Here is a 15,577-nt window from a genome sequence, read left to right as displayed (position 1 = left end):
CATATGCAAAGATTTTTAAAGGACATCATTAATTCCTTAATAATTGGTACTGTAATTTTTTTCGTTGTACTGGTTATTCTTTATGCAACTGGTGCTATAGATAGTACTTATTCTAGGGTTGAAGCTTGGGAGGAATACTATCAAAATTTAATAATGTCTACGTTAATCTATTTGGCGAATATTTACGCATGGCGTTTTTTTCGACTCAAATATGGTAGTCTTATTAGTTCATATAAGAATTTAGGATTAGGTTTTATATTGAATATGCTTGCATCATTTATTGCTATTTTCATTTCACGATTACTAATACAAGTTGTAATTTCTGGTGATACTTTTGGGGAATTTTTAGCCAGTCAGACGTACCAATCGTATTGGATTCCGATGTTTATCGCAGTAATTATTACACTGGCTTTTTATGCCTTTCATTTCTACAAACATTGGCAAGAAAATAAAGTTAAAGAACAAAAGATAATTGCGGGTACTGCCTCGGCTAAATTCGATGCTTTAAAAAATCAGTTAGACCCTCATTTTCTTTTTAATAGTTTAAATGTATTAACCAGTCTTATTGAAGAGGATCCGCATCAAGCGCAAAAGTTTACCACTTCATTGTCAAAGGTTTACAGGTATGTTCTTGAACAGAAAAATAAAGATTTAATTTCTGTAGATGAAGAATTACAATTTGCAAAAACGTATGTGCGTTTGTTGAAAATGCGTTTTGAAGATAGTATTGTTTTTGAAATACCGGAGCAAAGCACCGACCCCGAAGCTAAAATAATTCCCTTGTCTTTACAATTGCTTTTAGAAAACGCAGTAAAGCATAATGTGGTTACCTCTGATCGTCCCTTACATATAAAAGTATTCGAAAAAGATAATATGTTAGTGGTCAGTAATAATCTGCAGGCAAAACAAGTGGTGCGCAAAAGTAGTGGCGTTGGTTTGCAAAATATAAAACAGCGATATCAAATATTAACAGATAGAAAAGTTGCCATTGAAAAGGAAGCGGCAACTTTTAGTGTAGAATTGCCCATGCTTACCAAACAGGTTTCTACAGTGGAATCGCAACGCGTTTATATTGATGATAAGTATTATAAAAAAGCAAAAGAAAAAGTAGAGCGAATTAAGAAATTCTATGCGAACCTTCTCTCATATTGTATTGTTATTCCGTTTTTAATCATTTTAAATTACCAAACTACAGGCTTTCCATGGGTGCTATTTCCTATTGTAGGATGGGGTGTTGGAATAATAGCGCACGGAATGGAAGCCTATGGTTACAATCCAATTTTGGGCAAAGGATGGGAAGAACGTAGAATTAAAAAATATATGGATGATGATAAATTTTAATCGCCAAACATTTTATTAAAGAAAGGCAATTAGGTTAAATTACAGTCCATCCATAGAAAACTACAATTCAGAAATGTATATTTAGTAAAGCCCTGTAATTATTGGAGATTTGAAAAAACAAATAATCAAAACAAAATGGAAAATTCAGACAAAGAAAGCAAATATTTAAGGGCACAAGAAAGAGTTGATGAATTAAAGAAATTTTATGGTAACATAATTTCTTATGTGCTGGTGATAGGAATGTTAGCAGGTGTTAACTACTACACAGATCACTGGAATTACCCTTGGTTTTTATGGGCGGCATTTGGTTGGGGAATTGGAATATTTTTTAATGCTTTAAAAGTGTTTGGTTTTAATCCTTTTCTTGGTAGAGGATGGGAAGAACGCAAAATAAAAGAATTAATGAATGAAGATAAAGAGGCAAACCGATGGAAATAAAAACTAGAGAGGATCGTAAAAAATTGAATAGAGCTAAAAAACGTATTGGTGAATTAAAAGGCTTCTATTGGCATTTTGCTTCGTATTTAGGTGTGAATTTATTTATTAGCATTTCTAAAATTATTAGAAACCTAGCAGCAGGAGAAAGTTTTTCAGAGGCCTTTTTCGATTTCGGAACTTTTGCTATATGGATTTTCTGGGGTGTTGGCTTAGCATTTCATGCTGTTAAAGTATTCTCGTTAGTAACTTTATTTGGTAAGGATTGGGAAGAGAAACAAATTCAGAAATACATTAAGCAAGAAAAAGAACGCGTAGAAAAATTTAGATAATGGTTGATAATACTAGCAAAAACGAACTTCTAGCGAGCGAGACAACTCAAGAAATCAGAAAATTTTATTCTTTTTTAGCAATGTCAATTTTAGCATCTTTTTTTATGGTTGGCATGGCTATATTAATTTTTATAAATGATGAATCCTATGCTAAGGTGCCCGTATTAATATTATTGTCAACACCAATAGTATTTACTGTTATACTATATATCGAATACTTACGCGTATTTGAAAAAAGAATCTTGTTTGGTAAGGATTGGGAAGAAAGACAGATTTCAAAACAGATTGCAGAACAAAAGAAAACAACAACGAAATATATCTAAATATTATAAAAATTAGATACATTAATAGAGAACAGACAAAATGGACCATCTTGCAAAACTAAAGAGAGCAGAACTACGAGTAAAACAAATAAAAAAATTCTATAAACACCTTAGAGTATTTGTGATAGTTAATGTGTTATTGCTGATTGTTAAGTTTAGAGCACATGATTTCTTCGCTGGACAAGGTATGTCTGATGAAGGATTTCTAACTTGGTTAGATTGGAATATAATTGGTACGCCCGTAATTTGGAGTTTAGTATTAGGTGTACATGCCTTCCATGTTTTTGTGATGAAATCTCAATCAATTAAAGCGTATACACCAAAATTTTTTAAAGACTGGGAAGAACGTCAAATTGAAAAATTTATGAACGAAGAGGAAAATATCCAAGACTAACCAAAAAGAGTTTTTGAAGTATGAATGTGATTGTAATAGAAGATGAAAAACCAGCTGCCCGAAGATTATCAAGACTTTTGGCAGAATTGAAAATAAACGTATCGGTAATGTTACATTCTGTTGAAGAATCTATTATCTGGTTCGAAAGTAATGAACATCCAGATTTGATATTTTTAGACATTCAATTATCGGACGGACTTTCATTTGAAATTTTTGATGCTGTTGAAGTTAAAAGTTCCATCATATTTACAACAGCTTATGACGAGTATGCGCTACAAGCATTTAAATTAAATAGCATCGACTATTTATTAAAACCTATTGATGATGAAGACCTAGAGAAGGCAGTAAAAAAGTATAAAGAATTACGACCAAAATCAACCAAATTAAGTCTGGATTTTAATGACATAAAAAAGCTACTCGTAAATCCGATTGAACGAGAATTTAAAAAGCGATTTACTGCTAGAGTAGGGCAGCACTTAAAAATTATTAATGCCGATGAGGTTGAATGTTTTTACAGTGAGAACAAAGGTACTTATGCCGCAACAATTGAGAGTAGGAATTATTTGATGGATACGACACTAGAAAATTTGGAAAATGAATTGTCTCCAAAAAAATTCTTTCGAGTAAGTCGAAAGTTTTATGTGAACGTAGATCACATAAAAGATATCATAACATTTTCAAACTCAAGGTTAAAAATCAAATTAAATCATTTTAATGAAAAAGAAATCATTGTAAGTAGAGAACGAGTGAGAGACTTTAAGCTTTGGTTGGAGTAGTCTTATTTAATGTATTGGATTGCAAAAGGTTGAATGTAGCTATAGATTTTATTTATAGTGCTCAAGATCAGCTATTTACTTGGTTTTATCCACTCTGTTATCGTCAAAAGCCGAAGGAAGTAGTTTAGGAATCAATTTAATAAAAATTGGTAATAAAACAGCACCTCCTGGTAAAAGAAATATAGCCAACGAAGGTATACTTTTAAATATATCTATCAACTGATTTTGCACCTTTTTTTTCTCGTCTTCATCTAAATCCTTAATTGTAGACTTAGTTAAAAGTGCCACGAGCTCTTTACTTTCTAAAAGTTCTTTTTTTAGGCGTTTACTATTTCTTGAAATAAGTTTGTCTACAACTTTAGCCATGCTATCATAAAATTGAACAGCTAAATTATTGTCCTTTAAGAAGGGAACTATATCTGCATTTTCAGCAAAGAAATCTGTGATTTCTACCAATGCTCTTTTTATTGATTCTTTGGCGATTTTTAAATCTCTTCCAATACCATGAATAAATTCAGATTCTTGGTATTCAAATGTCTGATCTTCCCACACCGTTAAACATGCAATATCTAAGAAATATCGATTCTCCCATTCTGAATTATTGGCTACTAATTTTTCCCGATAGGTGCCATCAAAAGTTTGTTTTTCAAAATCTACAAATGTTAGTGATGCCTCAAACAGATGTGCCAAACGCTCATCACTTTTATTTATTTCTTTAGAATTTAATGCGTAATAGGTGGTGTTAATCGTTAAAAATTCCAATAATTGCGCATGTTCTTTAGTGCCATTATCATGAGTTAAATGATAATTATAGGTTAATACATCAATAAATAATAATGAATTGGTGATAATACTATTAAAGGTCTTGCTCAACATATTGTCTTCTAAATATACTCTAGAATCAATAAGTTTTTCAAGCTTAGTTGATGTTTTATTACCGACAAATAGCTTGCTCAAAAATGTAAGTCCGCCTACTTCTAGTTTATCATAGAATCTTAATACACTATTTAAGAAAGCATCAAAATCTGAGTTTTGTGTTTCAATTTTATAGGTGAAAAATAAAGAGGTAAGTAGATTAATTTTAGCAATTTCATCTTCAGATAACGTGTGCTCAGGTACTATAAAACTGGGTGTTTTTACGTTGATTCCATAAACAAACCCAGTCTTTTTTAAAGCGACATATAAATCGCGAAAATCAATATAGATTTCGAGGTTATCCTTTACAAGATGACCGTATTTGTCTATCCAACCAGACGCCGAAGGGTTCATGCTAAAGTAATTAAAGACCGCAAGATAAAGTAATTTGAAGCAGTTTAATAGCATTTGTGGTCATAGAAATGCCAGCTTTTTCAAATTAATTCCATTTTGTTCACGAAAAAATGAACCCTGCAATATTTACTGCGTAGGTAAAGGTGAATATTTAATCTAAAAATTATTATTATGAAAAAAAGTAAGCTTTTAATGGGACTGTCGATACTGACAGTTTTGGGTGTTATTTTGGTCGCTGCAGATCATATAGACGCTCCATCAACAACAGGAACTACAGCAGATATTGCAGATTTTTATGCATTTGAACCAACAGAAGGTTCTAATAATACGGTATTTGCTGTTGACTTACAATCTAATATTTTACCAGACCTTGCCTATGGAACATTTGACGAAGATGTATTAACTGAAATTAATATTGATACTGATAATGATTTGGTTGAAGATTTGGTAATTCAAGCTATTCCTCGAAATGGTACTATGTATTTCTTTGGTCCATATGCACCCGCGACAACGGGTCTTGATGGTACTGTTTTAACTGATTATCCTTTAGGTGCAGTTGAAATTTCAGCAAATACTGCTATAGTTGAGACTACTAGTGATGGTGTTTCCTTATTTGCAGGTCCTAGACAAGATGCTTTTTTCTTTGATTTTTTTCAGTTTAATAAAGTAATTGGTGGCGAAGCTCCTGAAGGTTTTTTACCTCCTGAAGAAGCTAGTGATCCATTTGATGGCACGAATACAATGTCTTTAGTTGTTGAAATTCCAAATACTATGTTAGGAACTACAACGGGTCAGAACGCTTTAGGCTTAACCGTTTATAAGACTTGGGTAACTACAAATAGAAAACAATAATAACTACGTAAAAAATTAAAGATGAAAATTTATAAATATTTAATGTTATCAGCAGTAGCAATGTTTGCTTTTACAGCTTGTTCAGATGATGATAACGGAATGGAGCCAATGGCACAAGCTACTTGTGACGATGGTATATTAAATGGAACAGAAACTGCAATTGATTGTGGTGGTACTTGTACACCTTGTGAAGAAATGGGGTCAATGGATCCTGATTTTTCTGGAACATATTCTCAAGTTGATTTTATGGGCAGACCAGGGATTAATACCGTATTGAGTTATGATATGGATGGGGAGCCGAGTGTGAAAGATGCACACAATGTTTCTATACCATCAGAAATGGCAGCCACTTTTCAAGCTGGCTTTGAAGCGAGATTGGAACAATATCACGATGTTTATGCTGGTTTACTAGGATTTCAGCCAGAGGATGTAGATTATGAAAATAATATATTAGGTCTAGATGCAGCTACGCTTACCGGTTATTTGGCAGCAGATGTTCTAGAAGTTGCACCAGATTTACCGACTACTTATTTCAATCCAGGAACTGATAATAATAATGATGGTAGTGTTTTGGTGCCAGATGGAGATGAGGTAGCCTTAACCGGTCGAACTCCACAAGATGATGTTATCGATGTTTCTTTAATTCTTCTTTTTGGAGGAATGGATGGAGAACGTTTTAGCGGTCAAGATGATGGTAACGGTGGTAACCTTCCACGTTTAACTTCTGATGGCGTTAGTCTTTCAGCTGATATTTCTACAAGTTTCCCTTATTTGGGAGCTCCTGAGTAAGTCTATGAAAAAGGAGCGGGAGGGTTGTAAAATACCCTCCCTTATTTTAAATTTTTCAACTCTACCTAAAAATCAAAACATGAAGTATATATTATTATCAATTTCTTTCCTATTATTTATTTCCTGTAACACGGAAACAGCAAAAAAAGTTACCAATACATCGGACTATGATGAATTTCTTACCGTGAGTAATGTGGATACTTCATCGAAATACTTCGAAATTTGGAATAAAAAAATTAAGTCGGATAGTTCGCAACTTTTAAGTTTTGGAGTTGTCGCTGGCGAATACAGCAGATACTTTAAAAATACAGGTGATATCAAATTTTTAAAGAAAGCGGAGAAATCACTTAGAAAAGCGGTTGATGTCGCAAATATTGGCAAAGCAGGGTATTTACGGGCTTTAGCTAGAAATTATATTTCGCAACATAGATTTAGAGAGGCGCTGGTATTGGCAGATTCTGCTCGTTATATTGGTAGTGGGGTAGAAGAATCGCAGGCATTATTATTTGATATTCATATGGAACTGGGTAATTATGAGGTTGCTAAAAAGCATTTAGATAGTACTGAAAACCTTTCAAGTTTCGGTTATTTAATTCGTGTTGCAAAATGGAATGATTATAAAGGCGATTTGGATACTACAATTCGGTTTATGGAAAAAGCAATGGCCAAAGCTGAAGATTCAAAAAACAAGGGATTAAGAATATGGTCGTACACGAATATTGCCGATTATTACGGTCATGCAGGTAGAATTAAAGATTCATACAATCATTATATAAAAACATTACAACTAGATCCGACTAATGCTTACGCGAAAAAGGGAATAGCTTGGATTGTTTTTTCTCATGAAAAAGAACCTCAAGAGGCATTGCGAATTCTTGATGCCGTCACAAAAAATAATAAGTCTCCAGATTATTTATTATTACAATCGGAAATAGCGGAATACATGGGAAGAGACATGGAAAGCATAGAATATATGGAGAACTATTTTAAGGAAATAAAAACGCCTTCTTTAAGTCATATGTACACTGCTTATACCATTCCACTTTACTTAGATGTTACGGAGCAATATAACAAAGCACTTTTTTTGGCCAAACAAGAAGTTCTAAATAGGCCAACGCCAGAGGCATATAGTTTGTTGGCTAATACGTACTTAAAAATGGGTGAGAATGAAATTGCTTTAAGCATTATTGACGAACATATTATTGATAAAACTTTTGAGCCGGCCATTCTATTTAGAGCAGCAGAAGTTTATAGGGCAGTGGGTTATACGGAAAAGGTGAATGAATTAAAAGAAGAATTATCAGGCGCATTTTATGAATTGGGGCCTATAATGGAAAGTAAGATTGTAAGTCTATAATAAATTTCACACTAGTTTTTTAGGTTAGATTGATTTTTTGGGAAATGTCGCATCAACTTGGTGCGACATTTATTTTATAATAATTTTCGCATTAGTACGGGTAACAATAGTAAGTCTAGTATCAATGCAGTTAATAGGGTTACACTAATTAATAAACCTATTGTAAAACTAGGGGTGTGCACAGAAAGTAATAATACTAAAAAACCAAAAAAGAGAATTAAAGTGGTTATAACTAAGGCTCTTCCTGTTTCTGTAAATGTGACTTGCAAAGCCTCTTCTTTTGTTAGTCCTTTGGATATACAAACTTTATAACGTCCTAGAAAGTGTATAGTATCGTCTACAGCTATTCCAAAAACTATTGCAAAAACTACCGAGATAGTCGCTTCTAATGGTATTTCCAAAAATCCTAAGAGTGCTGCAGCAAATAGCAACGGTAACATATTAGGTAATAATGAAATGAGTAATAATTTGAGATTTTTAAATAATAATGCCATAATTAATGCCACCAATAGTAAACCCAATAGTAAACCTTGCAATAGACTGTCTTTTACATAGTAGGCATTTTTGTCTAGTAAAATTCCCGTGCCGGTTAATTTAAAACTCGCCATTGTGGTGTCAATATGCTTTTCTGTGAAATTGTAAAATTTTGTGTAAACAGTATTTAAAGTATCAAGACCTACATCCAAAACTTTAGCGGAGATTCTAGATTTTGTTTCATCTTTATTTACAAATTTTGCAAAAGGTTTTCGAACTAATTTTTTGACTTCCTTTTTATATTTCTCAAAAGTTTCTTCATTTTCAGGAAGCACAAAAAATTCTGATTTGTTTAAATTATTTGCTTTGTGTATTCCTTTATAAAATGCATTTACCGATTGTACATTGCGTATAGGTGCTAATGATTTTAAATATTTTTCGACTTTTTCAATTTCTTTAGTTACTGCAAAGTCAGTTATTTTATTATCACCTTTGGTTGTTATTACAACTTCTAATGGTCTAAAACCACCATAGTTGTTTTGAAAAAAGTCGAAATCTTTGGCAATAGGACTACCTTTCGGTAAACTTTCTTTTATTTGGTAGTTGGTGTTGACTTTTGTGGTGCCCACAATGCAGATAATTGTAAAAGCAATGCTTAATGTTAAAATCCTCTTGGGATACCGTTTTGTAAAACTATTTACTTCACTTAATCCTTTAATCCATTTTGGGGAAACACCATTTTTTGGTAATACTTTTTCTTTTTTGACTAAAAGTAAAAGCGTGCAGGTAAAACATATAATTGTAATAAAAGCAACTAACACGCCTATGGCAGAATTAATGCCAAATCCACTTACAACACTAGATTTAGATGTTAATAATGATGCGAAACCAATTGCAGTAGTAACAGAAGTGAGTAAAGTGGAAATACCAACTTCTTTTAATGTGCGTAGCATTGCCTCTTGCCGTTCCAGACCTTCTCGTAATTTGCTGAGATAGTCATCTAAAATATGAATTACGTCCGAGGTGCCAACAATTAAAATTAAAATAGGGTAAAACGATGCTAGGGTAGTGAGCTCTTTTCCTAAAAGTGATAATAGGCCTAAAAATAATAATAGTGCTAGAAGTATAGAAGACATGGTTATCGCAACAACTACAAAGCGTCGATAAACTAAAAAAAGTATAAGTATTACTAATAGTGAAGCTGCAATTGAAGTTTTTATTAATTCTTCTTTTTGCATATCAATTAAGGCTTCATAAAAATAGGCACGGCCGAGCATATGATAATTTTCAAACCCATGTTCTTTTAAAAGGAGTCGTAGTGCTGATAATAATTCTATGCTTTGCGCATAATCAATTTTATCCTCGGTTTCCAGAGAAAGCACTAATGAGTTCGCATTTTTATCAATAAGCGTATTTACGAATAATCCATCTTGTTGTATTTTTTTCCAATCGGTAGCGTATTTTGTAGAATCTGTTGTTCTAATAATTGGTAGTTTGGTGTAGCCAAAAGTTGTTTTTAATGGATAGAATATACTTGTTAAAGATTGATTGTCAATAACATATGGAATGTTTTTTGAAGCTTGAGTTAGATCGCTGAAGCGGTTGAGGAAATCTTGTTCAAAAATGGTGTTTTCATTAGCTACTGCAACTAAAAGAAAGCTGTCATCTACGCCAAACTCTTTAATAAATTCTTGATAAAAAACCAGGTCTTCATCTCCTTCTGGGAAAAATTGGCTAAAATCAAATGAGAATTTTAAATTAGGTAAAAGAAAACCTGCGATAATTGTCAGTACCAAAAAGAAGCCAAGTATGTACTTTTTTAATGCTAATACTTTTTGCATACACTGGGGTTACTTTGTAAAAGGTAATTATTTGTGACAAAGATAACACTGGACTAACTAACAAAAACTAAATATTCAATTATCTAAACAACTTATTTATTTTATAGTTTTATCCAGTTGTGAAGATCTAATGTCCAATCATAATTTTTATAACTAATATCCACACTTGTAGTAGGAATAACACCGTGTGTTTTAAGAATATTTTTGATATCATTTTTCGAACCAAAATCACCGCGAAACCAACTAAACAAGGAAGTTATAGAGACTTCATTGTTTTCTTTATTAAATTCTGAAGTTGTTTCTAAGTACTTTTCTGTGCCTATATTCAATTGTTCGTTTAATCGGTTTGCATCATAAATGGCAACTGGAGGACAGTCTTTTGCTCCACAATTTAATGCAAAATGTATTCTATAATTCCGTTTCTCTACTCTTAATTTACGTTCGAATTTATTCGGAAACCATTTTCTTATTTTTCCTAACCCCAATTCCCATTGCGATTTTCTAATAATACCATGTTCTATTTTGGCAAACGAAATAAATCTTCCAGCTATTGGAATTTGTTCTGCCTTAAAGAAGGTCCTTCGATCTTCATATTTTTCAGGATGTTCACTAAGTATTACTTGTATGTATGCGTTGTAAATATTAATCCAGAAAGCTAATTTTTTAGTGTCTGTCGTTAAATCTTTTTCTAAATCATTTAAGGTTAGCGCGGATAATTTTGACTGTATTTCATCTGTTGGTTTGCCGTCTTTAATGCTTTTTAGAAATAATTCGGAAAGCTCATTTAAATTGGTGTTTGCTATCTTCGAATCTTGACTGTATAAAGCATCCATATTTGTGCTAAAGGCCAGTACAAATAGAAATATATTCAATAAAAATGATTTCATGTTTGTAAAATTAGAATCGTATTATTGTTACTTACGCAGAAAGTAGCGAAAGGTTTGTCGTTTTTCATTTAAAACCTTTCTTGAAATTCTACGTAGATACATCGAAATTAGTTTTGATGCTCAAAATTAGCTTACGTATAAGAACGGATTAGATGATATCAATTATAATTCCAGCCCATAACGAAATAAAGAACTTAAAGCGTCTTCTACCACTTCTGGTTAATCTTTGTAATAACGAGGAGGCCGAAATTATTGTAGCATTATCCTCTGAGAATTCTGATGAAACCAAAGTAGTTTTAAATCAAGAAAAAGTACAATTTTTAAAATGCTTAAAAAAAGGTAGGGCTGTTCAAATGAATAGTGCTGCTAAAATAGTGAAAGGGGATGTTTTAGTTTTTCTTCATGCCGATGTATTACCACCAAAATATTTTCTTAGTAATATTAGAACGGCATTGAAAGAAGTTTATGAAGCAGGTTTTTTCTCGTACCGCTTTGATAATGATAGTTTTTTATTACGAATTAATGCATTCTTTACCGGAAAATCGGGTTTTTTTACTGGTGGCGGAGATCAATGCTTATTTATAAAAAAATCTACATTCGACCGTTTAAATGGTTTTGATGAAAACCAATGTCTTATGGAAGATTTTGAATTTTTTGAACGAATGAAAGAAAACCAGATACAATACACCATAATCCAAAACGACTTAATCGTTTCCTCTAGAAAGTACGAGTGTAATTCTTATTTACGTGTTAATTTATCCAATCTAGTTTTGGTTATTTTATTTAAATTAGGATACCCTGCAAAGAAATTGAAATCGATTCATAATAAGTTAATTCGCTCCTCTTACCAAAAAGCCTAAAATATTAATTGCTATTATTGCGACCGTAAAATTAATTTAATTTGATTGCATTAGGGAATTCATAAATCTCTAAATAAAAATAGGGTAGTGCAGCTAACAAATGATCAAATATATCTGCCATTACGTATTCATAATTTTCCCAGCGCTTATCGCTACTGAAGGCATAAATTTCTAATGGAATACCTTGTGCTGATGGTTCTAATTGGCGAACCATTAAGGTCATATTTTTATTTACAGCAGAATGGTTTTGCAAATAATCATTAGCGTATTTTCTGAATACCCCAATATTTGTGAGATTTCTACCATTTAAAGCTAATTCTTTATTTACATCATGAGAAGTATTATAATTATTTATTTGTTCCGACCTTGTTTCTAAATAGGGTTTAACGAGCTCTATTTTTTTTAAGGATTCTATATCTTCATCTGTTAAAAATCGAATACTTTTTTGGCTTATAATTAAAGCACGTTTTATTCGTCTTCCTTCTGAATCCTGCATTCCTCGCCAATTCTTAAAAGAATCTGATATTAATGCATAGGTTGGAATTGTGGTAATAGTTTTGTCAAAATTTTGAACTTTCACAGTTGCAAGCGTAATTTCGCTTACCTCACCATCAGCACCATATTTGTCAAAAGTAATCCAATCGCCAATGCGCACCATGTCATTTATACTAACTTGAATACTAGCGACTAAACCTAAAATAGAATCTTTAAAAATTAATAATATAACAGCTGATCCAGCTCCTAGAGCGGTAAAAAATTTCCAAATATAAACGTCGGTAATTATCGCGAAAATGGTTAGGATGCCAATAAACCATGCGAAAATCATAAACACCTGAATATAGCTATCCATCGGTTTATCGCGAAACCTTGGTTTTGTTTTTAAATAATCATTAATACTCCTAAATATGCTTTTAACCACATAAAGCACTAATACTACGCCTGTTATTCGAAGTATTTTTAAAGCGATATTACCACCGTATTCAAAATCTATAAAAGCAATAGGAATACATTCGAATAGAATATATAATGGAATTGTATGCGCTAAATAGCGGGGCACTCTATTAGCTACTAAAAAATTATCGAAGTTCGTTTTAGACTGTCTTGCAAATCTTAAGGATAAGTGACGCAGGATTTTCCATATAATTATATCTAAGAACCAAGCAATAATCATGGCACCTATCAAAATTATTAGCAAATTTAAATAGATAGCTAGGTTCTCCCTTAAACCTATTTTTAGAAGGTATTGATAAATTATTCGAGACATCCCTGTATTCATTTTCGAATTATTTGAAATACAAAATTACGTCTTGAAAAAGTATTTAAGAATTATTAGCGCTAGTTAAATGTCATAAAGTTTTCAAAATTAATACTCTGGAATTTGTTATTCATGTAACGCTAAAACCGGTACATCTTTAAAGAAGCCCAAATGTTCAAGATTAGGTTTGCCAAAACCTAAAATTTTCCAAATTGAAGGTTTTTTATTAATATAACTAATCATATTACTATGCTTTATAGTAACAAAGCAGCTTAATGCTGTAGCTAATTTTACGTTCTGAAGCACATTGAACTCATGGTCAATTCCTTTCAGTTGTTCTTGTAGAAACAACTTGTTCTTTTGTTGGTTTTTGGTGTGATTTTTGTCTTTTACTAGGCTTAATATTTGAACCTTTGCATTATAGATTTTAGCAATTTCGGCTAAAGACTTTACTTTATTCTCATTTAAATTTACATTAAAATTTGTGGTAAACACTATTTCTTTTAAATTGCCCAGACTAACATTTTTTGGAACAATTATTATGGGGCATGTTCTATTGTTTTCAATTACTGCCAATGTGTTTTTGCCATATCTTCCTTTTTTATTAGACATGCCTTTTGCACCCATAATTATCATATCTATCTTAAGGCTTTCCGCAACATCTTTTATGGCGTTTACTAATACAGTAGATCGTGATAGAACATGAAAGCGGTGGTTAAGTGGAGTCTTAATTAACAATAATTGTGTTAGTATATCGCCAAGACCCTCTTTCGATTTTTTTTCAGACATTTTGTTGAAAGCCTCATCAGGGTCTAATAATGTAATATTGTCAAGACCTTGTGCATCTTTTACATAAGTGTTTAAAATGTAAAAATCACATTCGTATTTTTCAAAAAGTTTAATTGCATATTGAATAGCATGCCAAGAGCTTAATGAAAAATCTGTTGGTAGTAATATCTTTTTTCCCATGATGATTGTTTTAGAGACATAAAACGGGAAACATTTTGTATTTAGCTTTATGTCATTAATTAATTATCTTTTGCATCTACTGCTATTTTAGAAAGTACTTTAGATTTAATAGTTCTATATTTTGTTAAATGCTCTAAATACATATTTCGATTCTTTTCGTGGTTATTGAAATAGAATGAATCGCAATAGGCAGCGTTGTCATTCATGACATTTCGTATTCCACCTTCGTATCTATATAATGATCCGAGCTTCAATGTATTCTCTCGTCTTATTGAATGTAATTGTTGATATAAATTAGAATTGTTTAAAAACTGTTCTTGAATCATTAATAAGTATTCTAATTCTTCGTTTATATATTCTAAATCATTCGTCCAATTATTTAGCTCTGCTTTGTCTTTTTTCATGATTACCTTACGGTCAATTTCGTAGGGATAAAATGATTGTGTTGCCTTCATAATATCATATTTATATTGATGTGTTCATTTTCTTGGACAACTTTCTCAATCGTTATTTTTTTCTTTCCAGATGGAAACTCCCATACTAAGGTATCACCCTCACTATAACCAATTACTGCAGCACCCATTGGCGTTAGAATTGAAATTTTATTATTACGCACATCACTATCGGTAGGCATTACCAATTTAAATGTTCTATTCCATCCATCCTCAGAAGCAATTGTTACCGTTGAATTAAAGCGAATAATATCTATTGGCATATCTTCTTCGTTTTGGATTAAAGCGAGTTCCATTTCGCCAACTAATTTTTCAACTGAAGTACGAAGTGTTGCATCTTTGTAATACCCAGAAAGATTCATTAAACGCTTAAGAAGTACATATTCTTTTTTTTCCAAAACAATATTTCCGTATTTCATTTTGCTATGCTTTTATATCCATTTATTTTCAAACAATAATTTTGATGAAAGAGAAAATCCACCTAACCATAACCGCGTATTTGAACGAACTAATATTGATAATGTGTTAAGTGGAAGTCTCAAGAAAAACAAGTATCTATTTAGCTTGCAATTCCCCCGAATTTACGGCTGCATAGATATCTGCTTCTACTACTTTATGGCTACCAAAAAATCGAGTGCCATTTTTCCGTTTTAACTTTACAGCTGTTGTGCCATCAGCTTTTTCTTTAACAGAAGTTATTTCCACCAAACTTCCAGGTATTTTTTTATAGTTGAGAATTCCCCCACGTTTGATTATAAAATTAGCGCGAGGAAAGTTGATATGTTTATAGGAGTTACTTTCAGCAGAACCAATTGTAAAAACATCGCCGACTTGAACATTGGAATCTTGATTAGTTGAGTTTTGTGCACTTAACGTGCTAACTGAAAATAAAAAAGCAATTACATATTTTACCATAGTATTATTTTTAGAGGTTTTTAATTGACTCTGAAAATGCAAATGGTGTGCCCTTT

The 15,577-nt window shown here is 32.0% G+C and carries 18 protein-coding genes; 10 read left to right on the top strand and 8 right to left on the bottom strand.

Annotation, left to right across the window (positions count from 1 at the left end; all coding sequences use genetic code 11):
• Nucleotides 1–3 precede the first annotated feature (3 nt).
• The 6 genes from ABJF52_RS11705 to ABJF52_RS11680 all read left to right on the top strand — a co-directional run bounded on the left by ABJF52_RS11705 (nt 4) and on the right by ABJF52_RS11680 (nt 3,601).
• Nucleotides 4–1,341 carry a 2TM domain-containing protein gene (locus tag ABJF52_RS11705; RefSeq protein WP_348150256.1) on the top strand — a complete coding sequence of 446 codons (1,338 nt, stop codon included), beginning with the start codon at nt 4–6 and terminating at the stop codon, nt 1,339–1,341.
• Nucleotides 1,342–1,476: 135 nt separating this feature from the next.
• Nucleotides 1,477–1,779, top strand: coding sequence for a 2TM domain-containing protein (locus ABJF52_RS11700; RefSeq protein ID WP_348150253.1), 303 nt, complete (start codon nt 1,477–1,479; stop codon nt 1,777–1,779).
• The gene (locus tag ABJF52_RS11695; RefSeq protein WP_348150250.1) at nt 1,770–2,108 is read left to right on the top strand and encodes a 2TM domain-containing protein; all 339 of its coding nucleotides are present in this window, start codon (nt 1,770–1,772) and stop codon (nt 2,106–2,108) included. Before ABJF52_RS11700 ends, ABJF52_RS11695 begins: the two co-directional genes overlap by 10 nt.
• Nucleotides 2,108–2,431, top strand: a complete 324-nt coding sequence (locus ABJF52_RS11690) for a 2TM domain-containing protein (RefSeq protein WP_348150248.1) — start codon at nt 2,108–2,110, stop codon at nt 2,429–2,431. Before ABJF52_RS11695 ends, ABJF52_RS11690 begins: the two co-directional genes overlap by 1 nt.
• A 40-nt stretch (nt 2,432–2,471) precedes the next feature.
• The gene (locus ABJF52_RS11685; RefSeq protein ID WP_348150245.1) at nt 2,472–2,825 is read left to right on the top strand and encodes a 2TM domain-containing protein; all 354 of its coding nucleotides are present in this window, start codon (nt 2,472–2,474) and stop codon (nt 2,823–2,825) included.
• 20 nt (nt 2,826–2,845) lie between these two features.
• Complete coding sequence (locus tag ABJF52_RS11680) at nt 2,846–3,601, top strand: LytTR family DNA-binding domain-containing protein (protein ID WP_348150242.1); 756 nt, start codon at nt 2,846–2,848, stop codon at nt 3,599–3,601.
• Between the two features lie 75 nt (nt 3,602–3,676).
• Here ABJF52_RS11680 and ABJF52_RS11675 read toward each other — a convergent pair whose 3' ends face one another.
• A complete protein-coding gene (locus ABJF52_RS11675; protein ID WP_348150239.1) occupies nt 3,677–4,870 on the bottom strand; it encodes an LETM1-related biofilm-associated protein in 1,194 nt (397 codons plus the stop codon).
• Nucleotides 4,871–5,041: 171 nt separating this feature from the next.
• On the opposite strand from ABJF52_RS11675, the gene ABJF52_RS11670 reads away from it, so the two are divergent.
• From ABJF52_RS11670 to ABJF52_RS11660, 3 genes are all read left to right on the top strand, one after another.
• On the top strand, nt 5,042–5,722 hold the full coding sequence (locus tag ABJF52_RS11670; protein ID WP_348150236.1) for a DUF4331 family protein: 681 nt from the start codon (nt 5,042–5,044) through the stop codon (nt 5,720–5,722).
• A 21-nt stretch (nt 5,723–5,743) separates the two neighbouring features.
• Nucleotides 5,744–6,511 (top strand): hypothetical protein, encoded by a 768-nt coding sequence (locus ABJF52_RS11665; protein WP_348150233.1) that lies wholly within the window; start codon nt 5,744–5,746, stop codon nt 6,509–6,511.
• A 79-nt stretch (nt 6,512–6,590) separates the two neighbouring features.
• The gene (locus ABJF52_RS11660) at nt 6,591–7,868 is read left to right on the top strand and encodes a hypothetical protein (RefSeq protein WP_348150230.1); all 1,278 of its coding nucleotides are present in this window, start codon (nt 6,591–6,593) and stop codon (nt 7,866–7,868) included.
• Between the two features lie 74 nt (nt 7,869–7,942).
• Here the strand turns inward: ABJF52_RS11660 and ABJF52_RS11655 are convergent, their stop codons facing one another.
• Nucleotides 7,943–10,183, bottom strand: a complete 2,241-nt coding sequence (locus tag ABJF52_RS11655; protein WP_348150227.1) for an MMPL family transporter — start codon at nt 10,181–10,183, stop codon at nt 7,943–7,945.
• A 101-nt stretch (nt 10,184–10,284) separates the two neighbouring features.
• Nucleotides 10,285–11,070: a DUF547 domain-containing protein gene (locus ABJF52_RS11650; protein WP_348150224.1), complete on the bottom strand. Its 786-nt coding sequence runs from the start codon at nt 11,068–11,070 to the stop codon at nt 10,285–10,287.
• A gap of 152 nt (nt 11,071–11,222) precedes the next feature.
• Between ABJF52_RS11650 and ABJF52_RS11645 the strand changes: the two genes are divergently transcribed.
• Nucleotides 11,223–11,930, top strand: a complete 708-nt coding sequence (locus ABJF52_RS11645; protein ID WP_348150222.1) for a TIGR04283 family arsenosugar biosynthesis glycosyltransferase — start codon at nt 11,223–11,225, stop codon at nt 11,928–11,930.
• A gap of 31 nt (nt 11,931–11,961) precedes the next feature.
• Here ABJF52_RS11645 and ABJF52_RS11640 read toward each other — a convergent pair whose 3' ends face one another.
• The 5 genes from ABJF52_RS11640 to ABJF52_RS11620 all read right to left on the bottom strand — a co-directional run bounded on the left by ABJF52_RS11640 (nt 11,962) and on the right by ABJF52_RS11620 (nt 15,521).
• Nucleotides 11,962–13,194 (bottom strand): mechanosensitive ion channel domain-containing protein, encoded by a 1,233-nt coding sequence (locus ABJF52_RS11640; protein WP_348150219.1) that lies wholly within the window; start codon nt 13,192–13,194, stop codon nt 11,962–11,964.
• A 117-nt stretch (nt 13,195–13,311) separates the two neighbouring features.
• Complete coding sequence (locus ABJF52_RS11635; protein WP_348150216.1) at nt 13,312–14,154, bottom strand: universal stress protein; 843 nt, start codon at nt 14,152–14,154, stop codon at nt 13,312–13,314.
• A gap of 59 nt (nt 14,155–14,213) precedes the next feature.
• Nucleotides 14,214–14,609 carry a hypothetical protein gene (locus ABJF52_RS11630; protein ID WP_348150213.1) on the bottom strand — a complete coding sequence of 132 codons (396 nt, stop codon included), beginning with the start codon at nt 14,607–14,609 and terminating at the stop codon, nt 14,214–14,216.
• Nucleotides 14,606–15,025, bottom strand: a complete 420-nt coding sequence (locus tag ABJF52_RS11625; protein WP_348150210.1) for a GreA/GreB family elongation factor — start codon at nt 15,023–15,025, stop codon at nt 14,606–14,608. Before ABJF52_RS11625 ends, ABJF52_RS11630 begins: the two co-directional genes overlap by 4 nt.
• A 136-nt stretch (nt 15,026–15,161) precedes the next feature.
• The gene (locus ABJF52_RS11620; RefSeq protein ID WP_348150207.1) at nt 15,162–15,521 is read right to left on the bottom strand and encodes a hypothetical protein; all 360 of its coding nucleotides are present in this window, start codon (nt 15,519–15,521) and stop codon (nt 15,162–15,164) included.
• Between the last annotated feature and the right edge of the window lie 56 nt (nt 15,522–15,577).

This window comes from Aurantibacter sp., assembly GCF_039941195.1.
Taxonomy (GTDB): domain Bacteria; phylum Bacteroidota; class Bacteroidia; order Flavobacteriales; family Flavobacteriaceae; genus Aurantibacter_A.
Note: the sequence above shows the minus strand (reverse complement) of the source record. Positions and strands in the feature narration are given on the sequence as shown.